Source organism: Paucilactobacillus oligofermentans DSM 15707 = LMG 22743 (assembly GCF_001434315.1).
Taxonomy (GTDB): domain Bacteria; phylum Bacillota; class Bacilli; order Lactobacillales; family Lactobacillaceae; genus Paucilactobacillus; species Paucilactobacillus oligofermentans.
The window spans coordinates 125,580-145,421 of the sequence record NZ_AZFE01000003.1 but is presented as its reverse complement, the minus strand read 5'-3'; the positions used below and the strand labels follow the sequence as shown (position 1 = coordinate 145,421).

General features: G+C 36.2%; 19 protein-coding genes. 4 read left to right on the top strand and 15 right to left on the bottom strand.

Annotated features, from left to right (window positions below; genetic code table 11):
* Nucleotides 1-8: 8 nt before the first annotated feature.
* The 8 genes from rnr to gap form a co-directional block, all read right to left on the bottom strand.
* Entirely contained in the window at nucleotides 9-2,384 is a 2,376-nt protein-coding gene (gene rnr, locus FC70_RS01530; protein WP_057889281.1) for a ribonuclease R, read from the bottom strand.
* Nucleotides 2,371-3,141 (bottom strand): alpha/beta hydrolase, encoded by a 771-nt coding sequence (locus tag FC70_RS01525; RefSeq protein ID WP_057889280.1) that lies wholly within the window; start codon nucleotides 3,139-3,141, stop codon nucleotides 2,371-2,373. The genes rnr and FC70_RS01525 overlap by 14 nt, the downstream gene beginning before the upstream one ends.
* Before the next feature lie 60 nt (nucleotides 3,142-3,201).
* Nucleotides 3,202-3,441, bottom strand: a complete 240-nt coding sequence (gene secG / locus FC70_RS01520; protein ID WP_057889279.1) for a preprotein translocase subunit SecG — start codon at nucleotides 3,439-3,441, stop codon at nucleotides 3,202-3,204.
* A 226-nt stretch (nucleotides 3,442-3,667) separates the two neighbouring features.
* The gene (eno, locus tag FC70_RS01515; RefSeq protein WP_057889278.1) at nucleotides 3,668-4,990 is read right to left on the bottom strand and encodes a phosphopyruvate hydratase; all 1,323 of its coding nucleotides are present in this window, start codon (nucleotides 4,988-4,990) and stop codon (nucleotides 3,668-3,670) included.
* 140 nt (nucleotides 4,991-5,130) lie between these two features.
* Nucleotides 5,131-5,850 carry an SDR family oxidoreductase gene (locus tag FC70_RS01510; protein WP_057889277.1) on the bottom strand — a complete coding sequence of 240 codons (720 nt, stop codon included), beginning with the start codon at nucleotides 5,848-5,850 and terminating at the stop codon, nucleotides 5,131-5,133.
* A 15-nt stretch (nucleotides 5,851-5,865) separates the two neighbouring features.
* On the bottom strand, nucleotides 5,866-6,621 hold the full coding sequence (gene tpiA / locus FC70_RS01505; protein WP_057889276.1) for a triose-phosphate isomerase: 756 nt from the start codon (nucleotides 6,619-6,621) through the stop codon (nucleotides 5,866-5,868).
* Nucleotides 6,622-6,762: 141 nt separating this feature from the next.
* Nucleotides 6,763-7,965, bottom strand: a complete 1,203-nt coding sequence (locus FC70_RS01500) for a phosphoglycerate kinase (protein ID WP_057889275.1) — start codon at nucleotides 7,963-7,965, stop codon at nucleotides 6,763-6,765.
* A gap of 82 nt (nucleotides 7,966-8,047) precedes the next feature.
* Nucleotides 8,048-9,064 carry a type I glyceraldehyde-3-phosphate dehydrogenase gene (gene gap / locus FC70_RS01495; RefSeq protein WP_057889274.1) on the bottom strand — a complete coding sequence of 339 codons (1,017 nt, stop codon included), beginning with the start codon at nucleotides 9,062-9,064 and terminating at the stop codon, nucleotides 8,048-8,050.
* 478 nt (nucleotides 9,065-9,542) lie between these two features.
* Here gap and FC70_RS01485 point away from each other — a divergent pair, with 478 nt between their 5' ends.
* Nucleotides 9,543-11,351: an FAD/NAD(P)-binding protein gene (locus FC70_RS01485; RefSeq protein ID WP_057889273.1), complete on the top strand. Its 1,809-nt coding sequence runs from the start codon at nucleotides 9,543-9,545 to the stop codon at nucleotides 11,349-11,351.
* Between the two features lie 137 nt (nucleotides 11,352-11,488).
* Nucleotides 11,489-12,220: an MIP/aquaporin family protein gene (locus tag FC70_RS01480; RefSeq protein WP_057889272.1), complete on the top strand. Its 732-nt coding sequence runs from the start codon at nucleotides 11,489-11,491 to the stop codon at nucleotides 12,218-12,220.
* A 113-nt stretch (nucleotides 12,221-12,333) separates the two neighbouring features.
* Here FC70_RS01480 and FC70_RS09510 read toward each other — a convergent pair whose 3' ends face one another.
* Nucleotides 12,334-12,465, bottom strand: coding sequence for a hypothetical protein (locus FC70_RS09510; protein WP_268871759.1), 132 nt, complete (start codon nucleotides 12,463-12,465; stop codon nucleotides 12,334-12,336).
* A 243-nt stretch (nucleotides 12,466-12,708) separates the two neighbouring features.
* Here FC70_RS09510 and FC70_RS09505 point away from each other — a divergent pair, with 243 nt between their 5' ends.
* Both FC70_RS09505 and clpP read left to right on the top strand, forming a co-directional pair.
* Nucleotides 12,709-12,831: a hypothetical protein gene (locus FC70_RS09505; protein WP_268871758.1), complete on the top strand. Its 123-nt coding sequence runs from the start codon at nucleotides 12,709-12,711 to the stop codon at nucleotides 12,829-12,831.
* Between the two features lie 108 nt (nucleotides 12,832-12,939).
* A complete protein-coding gene (gene clpP / locus FC70_RS01475) occupies nucleotides 12,940-13,530 on the top strand; it encodes an ATP-dependent Clp endopeptidase proteolytic subunit ClpP (RefSeq protein ID WP_057889271.1) in 591 nt (196 codons plus the stop codon).
* A gap of 46 nt (nucleotides 13,531-13,576) precedes the next feature.
* On the opposite strand, the gene whiA is transcribed toward clpP, so the two are convergent.
* From whiA to FC70_RS01445, 6 genes are all read right to left on the bottom strand, one after another.
* Nucleotides 13,577-14,518 (bottom strand): DNA-binding protein WhiA, encoded by a 942-nt coding sequence (gene whiA / locus FC70_RS01470; protein ID WP_057889270.1) that lies wholly within the window; start codon nucleotides 14,516-14,518, stop codon nucleotides 13,577-13,579.
* A gap of 12 nt (nucleotides 14,519-14,530) precedes the next feature.
* Complete coding sequence (locus FC70_RS01465) at nucleotides 14,531-15,541, bottom strand: gluconeogenesis factor YvcK family protein (protein ID WP_057889269.1); 1,011 nt, start codon at nucleotides 15,539-15,541, stop codon at nucleotides 14,531-14,533.
* On the bottom strand, nucleotides 15,538-16,422 hold the full coding sequence (gene rapZ, locus FC70_RS01460; protein ID WP_112278693.1) for an RNase adapter RapZ: 885 nt from the start codon (nucleotides 16,420-16,422) through the stop codon (nucleotides 15,538-15,540). The genes FC70_RS01465 and rapZ overlap by 4 nt, the downstream gene beginning before the upstream one ends.
* A gap of 104 nt (nucleotides 16,423-16,526) precedes the next feature.
* Nucleotides 16,527-17,909 carry an argininosuccinate lyase gene (gene argH, locus FC70_RS01455; protein WP_057889267.1) on the bottom strand — a complete coding sequence of 461 codons (1,383 nt, stop codon included), beginning with the start codon at nucleotides 17,907-17,909 and terminating at the stop codon, nucleotides 16,527-16,529.
* Nucleotides 17,910-17,911: 2 nt separating this feature from the next.
* Complete coding sequence (locus FC70_RS01450) at nucleotides 17,912-19,132, bottom strand: argininosuccinate synthase (RefSeq protein WP_057889266.1); 1,221 nt, start codon at nucleotides 19,130-19,132, stop codon at nucleotides 17,912-17,914.
* Between the two features lie 180 nt (nucleotides 19,133-19,312).
* On the bottom strand, nucleotides 19,313-19,786 hold the full coding sequence (locus FC70_RS01445; protein WP_057889265.1) for an S-ribosylhomocysteine lyase: 474 nt from the start codon (nucleotides 19,784-19,786) through the stop codon (nucleotides 19,313-19,315).
* Nucleotides 19,787-19,842 lie beyond the last annotated feature (56 nt).

Genomic DNA, 19,842 nt, shown 5'->3' with positions numbered 1-19,842 from the left:
CTCGTAATCTAGTGTGAATCTTTTGGTGACTTACGTGCTTGTCCTCGATTAATCTGACGATTGTTTTGTTCACCATTATGTTGCGAATTACTGTTACGATGTCCATTGCTATTAGAATGGTTACCATTACGGCTGTTACTGTTTCGGCTACCATTTCCACTATTTTGGCCACCACGACGACCGCCGCGGCGATCATCTTGACGAGGAACTCGAAGCTTAGTTAATGGTGCTGATGCAGGATCAACTAGTTCAAAATCAATTTCGCGTTGATCTTTATCCACACGAAGTAACTTAACTTTAACCGGTTGTCCAATTTGGAAGATTCGATGAAACTTACGACCAACCAAAGCTAGATGATTTTCAAGATATTCATAATAATCATCTTTCATAACACTAATATGAACTAATCCTTCAACCGTATTAGGTAATGAAATAAATAGACCAAACTTCATTACGGAACTAACAACTGCATCAAAAGTTTCACCAACATGGCTTTCCATGAATTCTGCTTTCTTCATACTATCTACTTCACGTTCAGTATCAATACCACGACGTTCAGCTACTGATGTATGTTCAGCAATTTCTGGTAACTGTTCTGCATATTTTTCTTTAGCTTCCTTACCAGTACCATTTTCGGCGTACCATTTAATTAAACGGTGAACCGTAGTATCTGGGTAACGACGAATTGGTGAAGTGAAATGCGTATAAAATTCAGCGCCTAATCCAAAGTGACCTAAAGAATCTTCAGAATATTTAGCTTGCTTCATACTACGTAACATCATCACTTGAACCATTTGCGCTTCAGGTGCATCTGCCACGTCTTTCAAGACACTTTGCAACATCTTAGGCTTCAAATTGTTAGGATCACCCTTAACATTAATGCCAAAGACGCTTAAAAATTCAAAGAATTTCTTTACTCGTTCGCCATCTGGAGTTTCATGAATACGATATAAGAATGGCACTTGTAATTTTTTAAAATGTTCTGCTACTGTTTCATTTGCAGCTAACATAAATGATTCAATCATTCGTTCAGATAAGCCACGTTCACGTAATTCAATGTCCGTTGGATGACCATCTTCATCAACAATAATCTTTGCTTCAGGAGCATCAAAATCAAGTGCACCACGATGCTTACGACTTTTCAAAAGAATTCGGTGTAACTCACCCATCTCTTCAAACATCGGAACAAGTTCTTGATATTCATTCCGTGTTTTTTCATCATGTGCTTCAAGGATGGCATTAACTGCCTTATAAGTCATTCGTGCATGTGACTTCATCACACTAGTAAAAATACGATGATTTACAACTTTTCCTTCTGCGTTGATTTCCATTTCACAACTCATTGAAAGTCGTTCAACATCCGGATTCAATGAACAAATTCCATTTGAAAGGCGACGAGGAAGCATTGGAATTACTCGATCAGTCAAATAAACTGATGTTCCACGATTGAAAGCTTCACGATCTAATGGGGTACCTTCTTGAACATAATGACTAACATCAGCAATATGAACTCCAAGATGATAATTTCCATTATCCATCTTCCATGCTACAACAGCATCATCTAAATCTTTTGATTCGATACTATCAATCGTAACTAATGGCTGGTCAGTAATATCCTCACGACCAATTTTTTCTTCTTCAAGAACCGTGTCACTAATTGCATTAGCTTGCTTAATTACATCTTCTGGGAATTCATGTGGTAAATCATGCGCATAGACGGATGCTAAAATATCAATTCCAGGTTCGTCTTTAGCCCCGATTACTTGTTTAGCCACACCAATCATTGTTTTAGGTGCTTCATTAGTAGGATATTCCGTTACATCAGCTGTGACAATTTCACCGTCAGTCGGAACTAAGCCATTACCTGTTACCATGAACTTAAATGTTGATATTTTTTTATCTTTAAGAACAATTTCACCAACAAAATTAGCGGTTTTATTAGACTTAAATTCACCAACTACTTGAGCATAGTGATGGGTAACAATTTTTTTAACCGTTCCTTCTGGCCCTTGAGACTTGTCTGGTTTTCCAGGACGAATAATTTCGACTTCAACCTCATCACCATTAAGAGCGTGCATTGTATGGTCTGGATTAACATAGACATCTGGTTCCTCTGGATCGTAGGCAACGAACCCAAAACCCTTCTCATTTCCATGAAAAATACCAGTCAACGCATTTTGCTTAATAATAGCGATAAATTCTCCGTTATCCGTAACCTTAACTTCGTTATCACGTTCTAATTGTGCCAATGCTTGGACAATTGGTGTAAATTGTTCAGCTGAATTCATTTCCAACTGAAATGCTAATTTCTCAACTGAAAAACTTAGTTCAGAATTATCATGTAAATGTTTATTAATTTGTGCTTTTAAATTACTTTCTGTCATTTTCTACCTCAAATATTTTTGATAAAAAGTTACGAACGTCATGTTCCAATGCATGATGCGCCGAATTAACGGTAAGGACATGTGTTGCATCTGGATAACTATGAAATTCTACCTTTTTATTTAGTTTTGTTAAGCGATTTTTTAGGGCATCCCCATTTTCAGGGTCAATCATTTCGTCTGCGCTCCCTTGAGCAACAAAAAACGGAACATTAATCTTATCTAAATCATGTTCGACCGATTTTGCAAACCGTTCAATCGCATCTAACTGTGATTGAACATTCTCACCAATCCACTGAAGCCCCTGCTTTTTTTCTTCACTATCTGTATCCATTCTATCATATCTTCGTGCTGCCATTTTAGGGAATTCAACCGCTACATTAGAACTACCTACTCTGACTACGGGAGAACTAAAGGTTCCACCAGCAACCAATTCCGGATATGTCTCTAGCATTTTAGTTGTATAAATACCACCCATTGATAAACCAAAAATAGCAAGTGAACGATAGCCTTTGTTCAGCATAAATTCAACTGCCTGTTGTGCATCGTTTAACCATTTTTCAGGTGATCCTTCACTAATTACATCCGTTGGTTTTTTAGTTCCATGACCGGTAAAAATAGGCGCATAGACAGTATACTCGTCTTTTTCAAGTGCCCTCCCCATCATTCTCATATCATTGCTACTACCCGCATATGCGTGCAATAATATAACGGCATTAGGTCCATGTTCAAATAAAAATGGCTCAGGTTCTCTTACCATATAGTAAATTCCTTTCTGACAACAAAAAACCTCCTGTAAAATTAACAGGAGGTTTTTTGTTTAATGTGATGACAAATATACCAATGCAATAGCTACAATAAAAAATACGGCACCCATAATTGTAGTGGTTACTTGCATTACTGCTTCAAATCCGCGGGCTTTTTTTCGTGAAAATAAATCACCAGCACCACCTGTTAAAGCTGACATAGCATCATTACTTGTTTTAGATGGTTGCATCATTACACATGCAATCAATAATACACATATTATCAAAAATACTGTTAAAAGAATGTTATACAAGGAAAATTCCTCCTAATTTAACCCGATACAAATACTACTGAATTATAGCATAGATAATCAAAGCATTCTACTTTTTTTAAACGGGCTGATTTAGATTTACTAAAATTTAAAAATCTCACTAATCATGAAAATCAATAAATTTAACTAATTCATTCATTATACTGCAAATAAAAAAAACTACAATCTAGATACGAGTACCTAGGCAGTAGTTTTTCATTTTAAAAGATTACTTGTTGATAACGTCTTGACGAGCTTGTTCGCTCAAGTTATAGAATGCGTTAATACCCTTGTATTCTGAAACGCCTTCAAGTTGATCTTCAATACGCATAAGTTGGTTGTACTTAGCAATACGATCAGTACGGCTCATTGAGCCAGTCTTGATTTGTCCTGCATTAGTAGCAACAACTAAGTCAGCGATAGTTGTATCTTCTGATTCACCAGAACGGTGAGAAACGATAGCAGTGTAACCTGCTTCTTTAGCCATTTCGATAGCTTCCATTGTTTCAGTAAGCGTACCAATTTGGTTAACTTTGATAAGGATTGAGTTAGATGCACCCATCTTAATTCCCTTAGCAAGGTATTCAGTGTTAGTAACGAAGAAATCATCACCAACAAGTTGAACTTTTTTGCCAAGTTCCTTAGTAATAGTTGCCCAGTCGTCCCAGTTATTTTCGTCGATAGGATCTTCGATTGAAATGATTGGGTACTTAGCAACAAGTCCTTCAAGATACTTAGTAAATTCAGTAGTATCAAATTCTTCACCAGTTGACCAGCGAAGCTTGTACTTCTTGTCTTCATCACTCCAAAGTTCTGATGCTGCAACGTCAATAGCAATTGCAATATCTTTACCTGGCTTGTAACCTGCTTCAGTAATAGCTTTAACTAAGTATTGAAGTGGTTCTTCATTGTTAGCGAAATCAGGTGCAAATCCACCTTCATCACCAACTGAAGTAGCTTTGCCATCAGCAGAAAGCAATTTCTTCAAAGTATGGAATGTTTCTGAACCCATACGAATGGCTTCTTTAATTGAAGGAGCACCAACAGGCATGATCATAAATTCTTGGAAATCAACCTTGTTGTCTGAATGAGCTCCACCATTGATAACATTCATCATTGGAGTAGGCATTACGTGAGCATTGAATCCACCAATATAGTTATATAATGGTTGTTCAAGTTCATCAGCAGCGGCACGTGCAGCGGCAATAGAAACAGCCAAAATAGCATTGGCTCCTAATTTACCCTTGTTAGGTGTACCATCAAGCTTGATCATAGCTTTATCAATAGCAACTTGGTCAGTTACTTCAAAACCAATGATTTCTTTAGCAATGATGTCGTTAACGTTAGCAACGGCTTTAGTTGTTCCCTTACCTTGGTAACGGCTCTTATCGCCATCACGAAGTTCTACGGCTTCATGTTCACCAGTTGAGGCACCTGAAGGAACGATTCCACGACCAGCACCACCGGCTTCAGTATATAATTCAACTTCAACAGTTGGGTTACCACGTGAATCAAGGACTTCACGAGCATAAATATCTGTAATTAATGACATTATTGTATCTCCTCTGAGTGTTTAATTTTAAAACTTTACACATATAATTGTATTATTTTGTGCAATTAAAAACAAGCCATTTAACAATAAATCTCAATACTAAGTCTAAAGTTCAATCAATATCCTAAATAATGGTTATCTTAATTTACGGATATACCACCATCAACGCGGATTGTTTGACCTGTAACAAAATTATTTTGCATTAAAAATACATAAGCCTGTGCAACTTCATCAAGTTTTGAAACTCGTTTCAACGGAATCTGACTAACCATTTGAGCTTGATTATTTTGCAAGTCATTATCTGTAAGGCCACGCCACAGTCCGGTTGGTGTCCACGTTGGCGAAACAGCATTCACCCGAATTTTAGGAGCCAATTCAACCGCTAATCCAGTTACCATGGTTTCAATCGCTTGATTGCCAATAATTGCACCTGACGCATCTGCAGGATGTCCTCCAGATCCGCTAGTAAATATCAGACTGCCATCCTCGGCAATATGTTGCCAAACACTTTTAGCAATTTTTAAATTAGCAAAAAATTTATCATCGATTGCTTGGTGAATTTCATCAAACGATGCTTCAATAAAGCCACCGCCCATTGCACCACCAAGCATTGAAATAATATGATCAAATTTATCATGGTTGCTCAAAAAGTAATTTAACTGTTTGGTATCAGTTGCATCAAATGCCTCACCAGTTACATTTTGATTATTAATTTTCTTGATCGCATCATTCAACCGGGTTTTATCTCGGCCAATTAAAACTACCTCTGCCCTCAACGATGAAACTAATTCCGCTGTTTTCAAGCCAAAGCCAGAAGTACCACCAATAATCAAAATTTTTTTATTTACTAAATCCGTCATTTTTGTTTGCACTTTCTATTTTTGATAATTCACCAATTTTAAGAATGAATCTGATTGCAAGCTTGCATTCCCTACTAATACTCCATCAATATCCCGTTTTGCCATCAAATCAGCAATATTATCAGGATTAACTGATCCACCGTAAAGCACGCGGATTTCATTTGCAATTTCGTCATTATAAATATCAGCAACTGTTTGACGAATTAAATAACATCCTTCTTCAGCCTGCTCAGCTGTGGCACTAGTTCCAGTTCCAATTGCCCAACTTGGTTCATAAGCAATCGCAATCTGTTTCATTTGCTCATCAGTCAAGCCCCGTAAATCAGTTAAAATTTGGCTAACTACCCAATGAATTTGGTCACCAGTTGCTTGTCGACCCATTGTTTCATCACAACAAATAATTGGTTTCAAACCTACTTCCAGTGCGGCCATGACTTTTCGATTAATAATTTCATCAGACTCATGAAAATACATCCGCCGTTCCGAGTGGCCTAATAATACATAATTAGCTCCCACTTCTTTCAAAACTTGTGGACTGACTTCACCAGTGTATGCACCTGATTGTTCATAAAAAATATTTTCACCCATAATTTCGAGCGGACAATCTTTTGCAGCTGTTACCATTGATTGTAAATATAATGGTGACACTGCTACTGCACTTTCAACTATAGACTGACTAGGTAGTCCTTTTGCGACTTCTTGCACAAATTGTATTGCCTCAGCAGCCGTCTTATTCATCTTCCAATTTCCAACTACAAATGGAGTTCTCATAACTACACCTCCGAATTAAAAGTCTTTACACAATTAATTTTACTTAAGTTAAGTAAAAATGGCTAGTAAAGTTAATTATCATTATAAACTAAAAAAAATGTTAAAGCCGTAATTACAACTTTAACATTTCTATTAATAATTTTATTTATCTGAAATTGCAGCAATACCTGGAAGAGTTTTTCCTTCAAGATATTCAAGTGATGCTCCACCACCTGTAGAGATATGTGTCAAACGATCGCCAACCCCTAATTGTTGAACGGCAGCAGTTGAATCACCACCACCAACAATTGTTGTTGCATCAGTAAGTGTACCTAAGAATTCTCCAACTTCAAGTGTTCCCTTGGCATAGTTACTCATTTCGAACACACCCATTGGTCCGTTCCATACAACAGTTTTAGCATCTTTAAGAACATCTTTGAACAAGTCAACTGACTTAGGTCCAATATCAAGTGCCATATAACCATCAGGAATATCACCATCAACAGTCATCTGTTCTGCATCATTACTAAATTCTTTGGCAACAATTGAATCAACTGGTAAAACAAGCTTATCGCCTGCTTTATCCAAGATTTCTTTAGCCATATCAATCTTATCAGTTTCAACAAGTGAGTTACCGATTGTCATTCCCTTAGCAGCGTAGAATGTATAAGTCATTCCACCACCAACAATAACTTTGTCAGCTTTGCTCAATAAGTTATTGATAACACCAATCTTGTCAGAAACCTTTGCACCACCAAGGATGGCAACAAATGGATGAGCTGGCTTATCAACAGCTTCACCGATAAACTTAATTTCTTTTTCCATTAAGAAACCGGCAGCAGCTTGTGTCATGTTAGAAGCAATTCCAACATTAGAAGCATGGGCACGATGGGCAGTACCGAACGCATCATTAACAAACACATCACCAAGTGAAGCCCAATACTTACCTAGGTCAGCATCGTTACCTGATTCGCGTTTAACATATTCGCCGTTAGCAACATCTTCATAACGAGTATTTTCCATAACTAAAACATCACCGTTATTTAGACCATCAATGGCATCTTCAAGTTGTTTACCTTCTGTAGTTGGTACAAAAGTAACTGGCTTGTTCAAAAGATTTGAAAGACGTTCAGCAACTGGACGCATTGAAAGTGCTGGCTTGTCTTCTTCTTTTTTGATACGACCAAGGTGAGAAAGCAAGATTGCACGACCACCCTTGTCAGTTACATATTGAATTGTCTTCAAAGCAGCCACAATTCGATTATCATTACCGATTACGCCATCTTTAATAGGAACATTAAAGTCCACGCGCATTAAAACTTTTTTACCTTCTAAATTTAGATCTTCAACAGTTAATTTAGCCATGTTAATCCTCCTATTTATTAATTAAATTAAAAAAGGGGAGGAGATAATCTCCTCCCGCTTTTCAATTCAAGAATTATTTATCTTAAAGTGTGGCGAATTTCAAAAGTGTACGGACCATGTTACAAGTAAATCCGTTTTCGTTATCATACCAAGCAACCGTCTTAACGATTTGCTTGTCACCAGCAGTTGTAACTTCAGTTTGTGAAGGATCGAAAACTGAACCGAATGTGCTTCCAATGATATCGCTTGAAACGATTTCGTCTTTAGTGTAACCAAAGGCATCATTGTTTGCTGAAGCTTTTTCCATAACAGCATTAATTTCTTCTTCAGTAACCTTTTTGTCAAGAATTGTAACTAATTCAGTTAATGAACCATCAACAACACCAACACGTTGTGCATGTCCCTTTAACTTACCCTTCAATTCAGGAACTACAAGACCAATAGCCTTAGCAGCACCAGTTGAATGAGGAATAGTATTAACACTTGCAGAACGGTTATTACGCATTTTGCTTCCACGAGGTCCATCAAGGAGTGCTTGTGTTGCAGTAAATGCATGAATAGTTGTCATAGTACCAACTTCAATACCAAAGGCATTATTCAAGAAATATGCCATTGGTGCTAAACAGCTAGTAGTACATGATCCAGCTGAAACGATAACATCTGAACTGTCAAGGATATCCAAGTTAACACCTGGAACAACAGTTTTGATATCACCAGCAGGAGCTGAGATTAAGACACGTTTTGCACCAGCAGTAATATGTGCTTGTGCTTTTTCTTTTGAAGTGTAGAAACCTGTACATTCAAGTACAAAATCAACACCATCATTTTTAACCCAAGGAATATTTACTGCGTCACGTTCTGCGTAAACTGGGTATTCTTTGCCATCAACTACGATTGCAGTATCTGTTGAACTAACTTCACCAGGGAATGCACCATGAGTTGAATCATATTTAAGTAAATATGCCAACATTGAAGGTGTAGTTAAATCATTAATTGCAACCACTTCAATGTCATTTGAGATAGAGCCTAGTTCGTGAATACGACGGAAGGCAAGACGACCGATACGGCCAAATCCATTAATACCAATTTTTACAGTCATACTGTAATTTCCTCCTTTAGGAAATAGATTATTTTAATAAAACGTACTTGTTAAGTATATCACGTTGCACTAAAAATACAACTTTCTATACAAAACAAAAAGTTAATATCTACCCTTTGATACACCGAAATAATACTCGAAATATCATAATTAGTCTAGTAGTCTGCTTATTTAATTAAAATCCGATTAATAAAAATATGGCTACAATACTAATTACGAATTTTTCTTGTTTTTTATGAACTTTTACAGTAACATTAAAGATTGTTAAGCGCCCCTAGTGTAATGGATCGCACGTAAGATTCCGGTTCTTGAGATCCCGGTTCGACTCCGGGGGGGCGCATCCCTAAAAGTCCTTATTGACTACGGTAATGTAGTTAATAAGGACTTTTTTATCTTATTCAGCTTAAAAATCAAATAATATACTTAAACGCTAAATAACCATATAATAGAAGCAACCATAAATTTCGGAGGCTATCTAATGCATGTAACTATTATCGGCGCTGGTCCACGTGGACTTGTCACTTTAGAAAGATTAATTGAAAGATTTCGCCATGATTCAAGACAACTAACTATCAACATCTTTGATCCTTATGGAATTGGTGGTCGGGTTTGGCAAGCTGACCAACCACATGAATTAATTATGAATAGCAATGCTAATTTCGTTTCCTTGTTCACTGATGAATCGGTTAAAATTGATGGTCCAATTGTTACTGGCCCTAGTTTATTTGCATGGTCACAAACAGATAGTGCAAAGGAATTCATTAATGGCCTCAATTTATCAAACAATTCTAATTTGATTCAAGAAACTAATTTAATCAAGAAAAATGATTATCCATCACGAAGCCTATTTGGCACTTACCAACGCTGGTTCTATCAACATTTATTGTCTAATTTACCAGGAAACGTTGATATTAAGCTAATTAATAATGAAGTATTAAATATTAAAAAAAATAGTAATCAATTCATTGTTGAATTAAATGATCAAAAACTAACTACTGATGCAGTCACAATGTCACTAGGACACATTGAAAATCAATTAAATGATGATGAACAATTATTTTCCAAGTTCGCTAAAACCAATCATTTGGCCTATCTGACTCCTACCCATCCACAAGAATATGATTTTAAAAGCGTTGCAGTTAACGAACCAATCATTCTTCGAGGACTCGGTTTAAGTTTTTCAGATGCTATCACACTGCTTACAAAGGGCCGAGATGGTTATTACTCCCGCGATGATAACAGTCAGTTAATTTATCATCCTTCTGGTAAAGAGCCCCAAATCATCGCTGGTTCACCACGTGGAATTCCATTTCACGCCAAAGGAATCAATCAAAAATCGACTAATGAAAATTATCCACCTCGTTTTTTCACATCTAAATGGATTGAAAATCATCAACAACCTGGTAGTTTAGATGGCAAAGAGTTCATCAAACTTGCTCATAAAGAAATTGAATATGTTTACTACGAAAAATTAATCCAACTAAAATATCCAGCAATTGATGTAAATGAATTCTTAGGTGAATTTACCAACACCGATAACCATGCTGAATTAATTCATCATTCTGCAATCGAAGCCACTGACTATTGGAATTGGGAAATGGTTCTTGGTAAAGGCCAAAAACCAATCTCAATCGAAAACTACTTAATCGCTGACATCACCGATGCTAAATTAGGAAATAAAACCGGTCCATATACTGCCGCATTTAACATGTTTCATGATATTCGTGATGTAATTCGTCAGATCGTCAATAAAAACTTACTTTCAGACGAAGATTACCAAAAATATTTTTTAAATCAATTCAAAAAAGAAAGCTCATTTCTTTCTGCCGGACCTCCAGAATCTCGAAGTGAAGAATTATTAGCACTCATTAAAGCTGGTATCGTAACTATCTTAAAGCCAAACATGAAATTAAGCATAGATCATAAAGCAAATGAATTTATTACTTTTTCAGAAATGGCACCCAATAAAAAGTTTCACGCTCGCTTTGTTATAGAGGCTAGACTACCCGCGGTTAATGTTGAAAAAACAACCAGTAATTTAATAACTAATTTAATTAAATCTGGTTTAGCATCACCTTATCTGCTAAAACTTAAAAATCAAAGCAATTATACTACCGGTGCAATTAATACGATTTCAGACTCCGAGCAGCTTAGTTCAGGTCTCTATTTTTGGGGTGTCCCAACTGAAGGAAAACGGTGGTTTACAACTGTTAGTCCTCGACCAAATAATAACGATATTATTTTTTCAACAGCCGATAAAATCGCTCAAGAAATCCAATCATTGTAAGTCAATGTTAAAATCACTTGTCAAACAAATCAAAATATGATTTCTTTCCAAAATTATCATTTACTAAGCTCCTGAAGTCACGTATAGTGGTAAACGGTGTAAAAATATAATTCTTTTGGAAAGAAAGTGGGACAAACATGCATTACAGCTTATTAATTCGTGTCATCGCCGAGTTTATCGGCACAACATTTCTAGTCGTTTTAGGTAACGGGTCCGTTGCTAACGTTGAACTTAAAGGAACTAAAGGCTTTCACGGAGGTTGGATCTTAATCGGGCTAGGATACGGAGCTGGTGTATTAATCCCCGCAATGATGTTTGGTAGTGTTTCTGGAAATCATATTAATCCTGCGTTAACTTTAGGATTAGCAATCAACGGAATGTTTCCATGGAACGAAGTTCTTCCTTATATCAGCGCTCAAATTTTAGGAGCTATTTTCGGACAATTAATTGTCGTTTGGTGTTACAAACCTTACTACAACAAAACTACAGACCACGAAGCAATCCTTGGTACGTTCTCTACCATCGATGCTGCTCATTCATATCGAGATGGTTTCATCAACGAGTTCGTCGGTACCTTTATTTTGGTCTTTGGTGCACTAGCAATGACCAAAAATATCGCTTTCGAACAAAATATTGCTTTAGCTAACTTTTCAATTGGTTTCTTAGTAGCCACATTAGTTATTTCTATGGGTGGTGCCACCGGACCAGCATTGAATCCGGTCCGTGATATTGGTCCGCGTTTAGTGCATGCCCTCTATCCCCTTAAGAACAAAGGTGATTCACATTGGGATTATTCTTGGGTTCCAGTCGTTGCTCCAATTCTAGCTGGTATTCTAGCTACATTTGTTTATAAAACTATCTTTATCTAGAAAAAATAAAAAGGAACGTAAATTTAAAATTTACGTTCCTTTTTTATTCAACTATATTAAATAGTCATTAAGACACAAAAAAACACCACTCTACAGTGGCGTTATCATCGCTATTACTTAGCAGTTTCTGGCTTTTGTTTAGCCCAAGCACGAATATCTTCAGCCTTCTTGGCTTTTTGTGCTTGCTTGTATTGAGAAGCTACTGGACGGCGTCCTTGTACTCCATGTGGATGTGCTTTGCGCATGAGAATTGCCTCCTTAATTTCATCGTTTTATTAATCAACATTTCAATTATAGTCATATCAGTCGAGAAAATCAATACTTTTCCAATAATAAGCTAAAGTAATTATCTATACCAATTCGCAATTGTTTAACTTTATTAAGTGTTTTTAAAGAACTTTACTAGCATTTGACAGTTATACCAATTAATAATATACTAACTTCATTCACATATAAATAATTTATAAATATTTTAGGGAGACTTAATTATGAATACAGACAAAAAAACCGAAACAACCCAAGAACCAATCATTCAAAATGATCGTAAAGAACTTGATCAACAAAGTGCCGCATCAGAATTAGAATGGCTTAGTCAGCAGCTTACTGATTAAGCTTTTTTCTTTCGAGATAAACTATTTGACCTTTTTTGACCTATGCGGTAAACTACATTTACACGTTTAGCAAACACAAGCTTTAAGTGCTAAAAGGAGGAAACTTTTATGAACTTAGTACCTACTGTCATCGAACAATCATCTCGCGGTGAACGTGCCTATGACATTTACTCACGACTATTAAAAGATCGTATCATTATGTTATCAGGTCCTATTGAAGACGACATGGCCAACTCAATCGTTGCTCAATTACTCTTCCTAGATGCACAAGACTCAACAAAAGATATTTACCTATATATTAACTCACCAGGTGGTGTCGTTAGTTCGGGTATGGCAATTTACGATACGATGAATTTCATCAAATCTGATGTTCAAACGATCGTTATCGGTATGGCTGCATCAATGGCCAGTGTCTTAGTTTCTTCTGGAGCAAAAGGTAAACGTTTTGGTCTACCTCATTCACAAGTTATGATTCACCAACCATCTGGTGGTGCTCAAGGACAACAAACTGAAATTGAAATTGCTGCAACAGAAATTCTAAAAACACGTAAACAATTGAACCAAATTTTAGCTGATAACTCTGGTCAACCATTTGAAAGAGTTCAAGCAGATACTGAACGAGACCATTATTTAAGTGCTCAAGAAGCAGTTGAATATGGCTTGTTAGATAATATCATGTCAAATAAAGATGCTAAATAATTGTATGCACTTAAAAACATCGAATCCAAACGGATTCGATGTTTTTTTATCCCGCCAAACCTTCTTTACGAAGTTGTTCAGCATAAGCATTTAATTTACGAAGCCGGTGATTAACCCCTGACTTGGAAATACAACCACTCGGAATTAGTTCACCCAACTCTTTTAAACTCACTTCTTCATTAGCTAACCGAGTCTCGGCAATTTCCCGAAGTTTAACCGGTAAACTTCCCAGTCCCACTTTCTCATCAATTAAGCGAATATTTTCAATTTGCTGATTTGATGCCGTTGCAATTTTATCCATATTGGCCGTTTCACAATTAACTAAGCGATTAACTGAATTTCTCATATCACGGACGATTCTAATATCTTCAAACTTCAACATTGCATTAGTTGCTCCAACTAATGATAAAAAGTCTGCAATCTTTTCAGCTTCCTTTAAATACACGATATAACCGCTTCGTCGTGGCGTTGATCTCGCATTCAGTTCAAATTCGTTCATCATCTTAACTAGCATATTATTATGTTCTTCATATAAAGAATAAATTTCCAAATGATATCTTGATGTTTCTGGATTATTAACAGATCCACCCGCCAAGAAGGCCCCACGTAAATACGAGCGAACCATCCCTTCATCAGATAATACTTCTACTGGAACCTGTTCTTTAATTTGAAGTCCTTGCAAAATACCTAAGTCATCCAAAACTCTTTCTGCATCAGATCTTAATCGCACAATATACAAATTATTTTTCTTTAATTTCATTTTACGTCGAACAACTAACTCACTTTCAGCCTGATAAAAGTCCTTCAGCAACTGATAAATTCGTCGGGCAATTGCTGGGTTTTCAGTTTGAACATTTAATACCAATCGATGATTAGCAATGTTTAGCGATCCGTTCATCCTAATCAAAGCCATTAATTCAGCTTTTGCATTGTTTAAATGAACTTCTAAGCCCGTTAATTCTTTTTTTACTTCACTCGCATATGACACTTGGTCACCTCCTTACTTCAAAATACCACTAGCTGCATGCAGCCGATTCATTAATTCTGACACAACCATTTTACTATCATGAAATGCCCCGTTATCCTCTAATCTAAGAAAATCATTAGAAATAACTCGTACATTTTGTTCTCGAAGGCCATTAAAATCATGAACTACCTGCTTAGAAAGTTCATTCCATTTATGATAATCCATATAATCTTCAGGAACTTCTTTCGTATTAACGAGAATTGTATTTACAAAATCGCGACCCAGATGTTGATTCAAAATACGCACATGATCAGCATCTGTCATAGCATCAGTTTCACCTAATTGGGTCATTATGTTACAGATATAAATCACTTCAGCTTGGGTTTCACAGACTGCTTGACCAACATTATTAATCATTAAGTTAGGTAAAATACTAGTAAACAGACTACCCGGACCAATTACAATCTGATCAGCATCCATGATTGCTTCAATAACTTCAGCAACTGCACTTGCTTGATGACCATCCTCGGCATTTGAAGGTGTAACCCACACTCGTTTAATTTTACTATGTGCAGATGTAATTTCTGATTCACCAGAAATTACCGTTCCATCAAAAAATTCAGCATTCAACACTAAAGGTTCATTAGCAGCTGGATAAACATGACCTTTAACTTTCATCATTTTTGACAATTCTTGCACTGCTTCAAACACGCCAGATTTCATTTCAGCTAGGGCAGCAATAATTAAATTACCAATTGCATGACCCGCAAAAAAAGAATCCGAACTATCAAATCGATATTGAAAGATATCTAACGTAAGCTCTGGCATATCAGACATCGATACCAATACATTACGAATATCCCCAGGCGGAACCACATTAATATAATTTCGTAGTACCCCTGAAGAACCACCGTCATCAGCTACAGTAACTACCGCTGTAATATCAACATTTTTATTACGAAGACCTTTAAGAATTACTGGTAATCCTGTTCCACCACCAATCACAACAACTTTTGGCCGATGAAATTTTTCAATTTTTGTCATGATCGATTAGTAGATTCCTTTCTTTTTTCAATATCACGATTACTCAAATTAACTTGATAATCTTGTGCAATATCATGGGTTAACTTAGCTGCGATTGCCACTGACCGATGTTGTCCACCAGTACAACCGATTGCAATTGTAAGATTTTGTTTACCTTCTTTTTCATAGCCAGGTAATGTCATCTTAATCAAATCCAAAAATTGTGCATAAAACTTATCTGCACTAGGTTGACTAAATACATAATCGCTCACTGATTGATCAATCCCGGTCAGCGGTCTTAATTCTTTAACATAATAAGGGTTAGGTAAAAATCTGACATCCATTACAATATCAGCATCTAGCGGTACTCCATATTTAAAACCAAATGACATTACTTCAACATGAAATGTAACTGCTTGATCTTCATTAAAGTGGTCCATAATTCGTTGGCGAAATTCACGTGGTGTCAAATTAGATGTATCAATTGTCACATCAGCTGCAAATCGTGTCTCTGCCAAAAGTTCTCTTTCTGTTTCAATTCCAATCAGCACTCGTCCTTGTGGAGCCAATGGATGTGAACGGCGAGTTTCTTTGTAGCGCGAAACAATTTCTTCATCAGTTGAATCAAGAAACAATAACTGCATATGTAGATCATCTTGTTTACGTAAATCATCAATAACTGGCATTAATAATTTATAAAATCCTTTTGATCTTAAATCAATTACCATTGCAACCTTGTTAACATCACCAGCTTCTTTAATGATATCTAAAAACCTAACCACTAAATTAGGTAGCATATTATCAACGACAAAATAGCCCAAATCTTCCAAGCTTTGAATTGCAACTGTCTTTCCGGCACCACTCATTCCGGTAACTAAAACAACTTCTAGTTTTGAATTCAAATTTTTTCCTCCGATTCGCATTTCAATAATTGTAACATACCTGGTGTGTCATTTTATATAGTTGTACTCAAAAAGTCGAGATTTTAGTCTCGACTTTAATTTAATCAAGCTTCCCATAACTGTTTAGCTCGCTCAATATTTAATTTAATTTGTTTAAATCCAGTTCCACCTAATGAATTACGCCGTTCAACAGCGACTTCACTTTGAAGATCATGATAAACATCTTCTTCAATTAAAGGTGAGATTTTTTTATATTCATCCAATGAAATATCTTGTAAGTTTGTTCCAGTTTCAATTCCTTGCAACACCAATTTACCTACAATTGCGTGAGCCTCACGGAATGGAATTCCCTTATTAGCTAAATAGTCAGCTAGTTCAGTTGCATTTGAAAAATCATTTCGTGTTGCAGCTGCCATATTTTCTTTTTTAATTTTTGCCGTAGCCAACATTTGGGTAAATATTTTAATGCTTGGCATAATCGACTTAACTGTGTCAAATACGCCCTCTTTATCTTCTTGCATGTCTTTATTATATGCTAATGGTAAAGACTTCATAACTGTTAATAAGCCCATCAAATCACCATATACTCGCCCAGATTTACCTCGGATTAATTCAGCCATATCAGCATTTTTCTTTTGTGGCATGATTGAACTTCCCGTTGAAAATTGATCAGATAATTCTAAGTAATTAAATTCATACGAACACCAGAGAATGATTTCTTCGCAAAAGCGAGAAAAATGCATCATCATAATTGAAGCATTACTCAAAAATTCTAAAGCAAAATCGCGATCAGAAACTGCATCTAAACTATTATGATAGATCTCATCAAATCCCAATTCTTGCGCACTAAATTCACGATCAATCGGAAAAGTTGTTCCCGCTAATGCTGCTGCTCCCAATGGCATAATATTTGTATGTTTCATGTTAAACTCAAACCGCTCAATATCACGTTGGAACATTTCAAAATAGGATAATAAATAATGAGCATATGAAATTGGCTGTGCATGTTGCAAATGAGTATATCCTGGCATGATCGTCTCAACATTGGCTTCAGCCATTTCAATTAAAACTTTTTGTAACTGTTTAAGTTCTTTAATCACAGTAGGGATTTGTTGCTTTACATACAGGTGAAAATCAGTCGCAACCTGATCATTTCGGCTTCGTGCCGTGTGCAGTTTACCAGCCACTGGCCCAATTTGGTCCGATAAAATCGATTCCAAATTCATATGAATATCTTCATTTTGAATCGTAAATTCTAGTTCACCAGCCAAAAGTTGTTGCTGCAAACTTTCTAATCCTGCAATGATTTGATCCGCATCAACAGCTGATAGTATTTTGGTTTGCTTTAACATTTTGACATGCGCTAAAGAACCTTCCAAGTCTTGCTCAGCTAATTGTTGATCAAATGGAATTGACGCCCCAAATTCATCAACCCACTGTTCCGTTTTTTCGGCGAATCGACCACCCCATAATTTTTTAGTGCTCATTATTAAATCCCATCTTTCTCTTGCTGAACTTTATTTTGTACCTGTGAATATACAGTTGTTGGTAGCCCCCAAAGTTTGATAAATCCAACGGCTGCTTGCTGATCAAATTCATCAGCTGCAGTATATGTTGCTAATTTTTTATTATAAAGAGAGTTAGCTGACTTCCGTCCTTGAGTAATCACATTACCCTTAAACAACTTTAAACGTACGGTTCCATTAACGACTTCTTGTGTTGAACTTAAAAATGACTTCATTGCGTCCATTAATGGTGAGAACCATAAGGCATTATATATTGTATCAGCCAATTTTTGTTCAATAATTGGCTTGAAATGAGCCAAATCACGTTCGAACGTTAAGTCTTCAAGATCTTTATGTGCATGAATTAAGACAGCTGCAGCTGGTGCCTCATAGATTTCACGTGATTTAATTCCAACCAGTCGATTTTCAATGTGATCAATCCGACCAATCCCATGCTTACCAGCAATTTTTTCAACTTCTTGAATTAATTCAGCCGCACTCATTTTAATATCATTTAATGCCACTGGAATACCTTTTTTAAACTCAATCGTGATAACATCTGGTTCATCCGGCGTTTTATCAAGCGGCGCGGTCAAATCAAAGGCATCTTCTGGAGCTGATTCCCATGGATCTTCAAGTACCCCCGCTTCATTGGCCCGGCCCCATAAGTTTTGATCTATTGAGTATGGACTATCCAAATTTATTGGAATTGGCACATTATGTTCTTTCGCGTATTCAATCTCTTCTTCACGAGACCAATGCCAGTCACGAATTGGAGCTTCAATTTCCATGTCAGGGGCAAGTGCTTTAATAGCAACTTCAAAACGAACTTGGTCATTCCCTTTACCAGTACATCCATGCGCAATTGCAGTTGCACCTTTTTCTTGAGCAATTTCAACTAATTTTTTTGAAATCAATGGACGTGAAAGCGCTGATACCAAAGGATATGTTCCTTCATATAGAGCATGCCCTTGTAATGCAACCATTACATAATCACGAGCAAATTCTTCTCTTGCATCAATTGTAATTGATTCAATTGCTCCCATTTTAAGCGCTTTATCTTGAATAAACTCCAAATCTTTTCCTTGTTCGCCAACATTAATACATACCGCAATCACATCATACTTTTTATCTTTCAACCAACTAATTGCAACTGATGTATCTAAACCACCTGAATATGCTAAAACAATTTTTTTATTTTCCATTGTGTATTCTCCTCAATTAATGAATTATTATACATTAAATACTACCATCATTTAAATAAATAAACAAGTATTTATTCACTTTAAATCTAAATTATCGTTTTTTATTCAAAATAACGTATGATAACCGTATTTGAATGCATAAAAAAAGATTAATCTATATTCAGATTAATCTTTTTTAAATTAAATTTCTTTACGTACATATGGATCAGTCGAGATTTTTTCATTAATAATTTTTTTAGCCCATTCTTGTGCTGAGAATAATGAATGATCTTTATAATTACCACAACTTTCAAGTTCTGTTCCAGGAACATCATCCCAAGTCGCTTCATTACCAATAAATTCAAGTGATGACTTCAAGGCAATAGCAACTTCAGTTGTGGTATGTTCACCCCACATAATTAGATGAAAGCCTGTTCGGCAACCAAATGGAGAACAGTCAATCACCCCTTGCATCCGGTCCCGTAAAAGACCCGCTAACATATGTTCAATAGTATGCAAACCAGCAGTTGGCATTGCATCAACATTAGGTTGAACTAATCTTAAATCAAAATTTGAAATCTTATCACCATTTGGTCCTTCTTCAACAGTAATCAAACGTACATATGGTGCCAATACCTTAGTATGATCTAACTCAAAACTTTCAATTTTTGCCATTTAAAACGCTCCTTTTTAGTTACCTCGTTATTTTACGAGTCTTGGAATAAAATTCA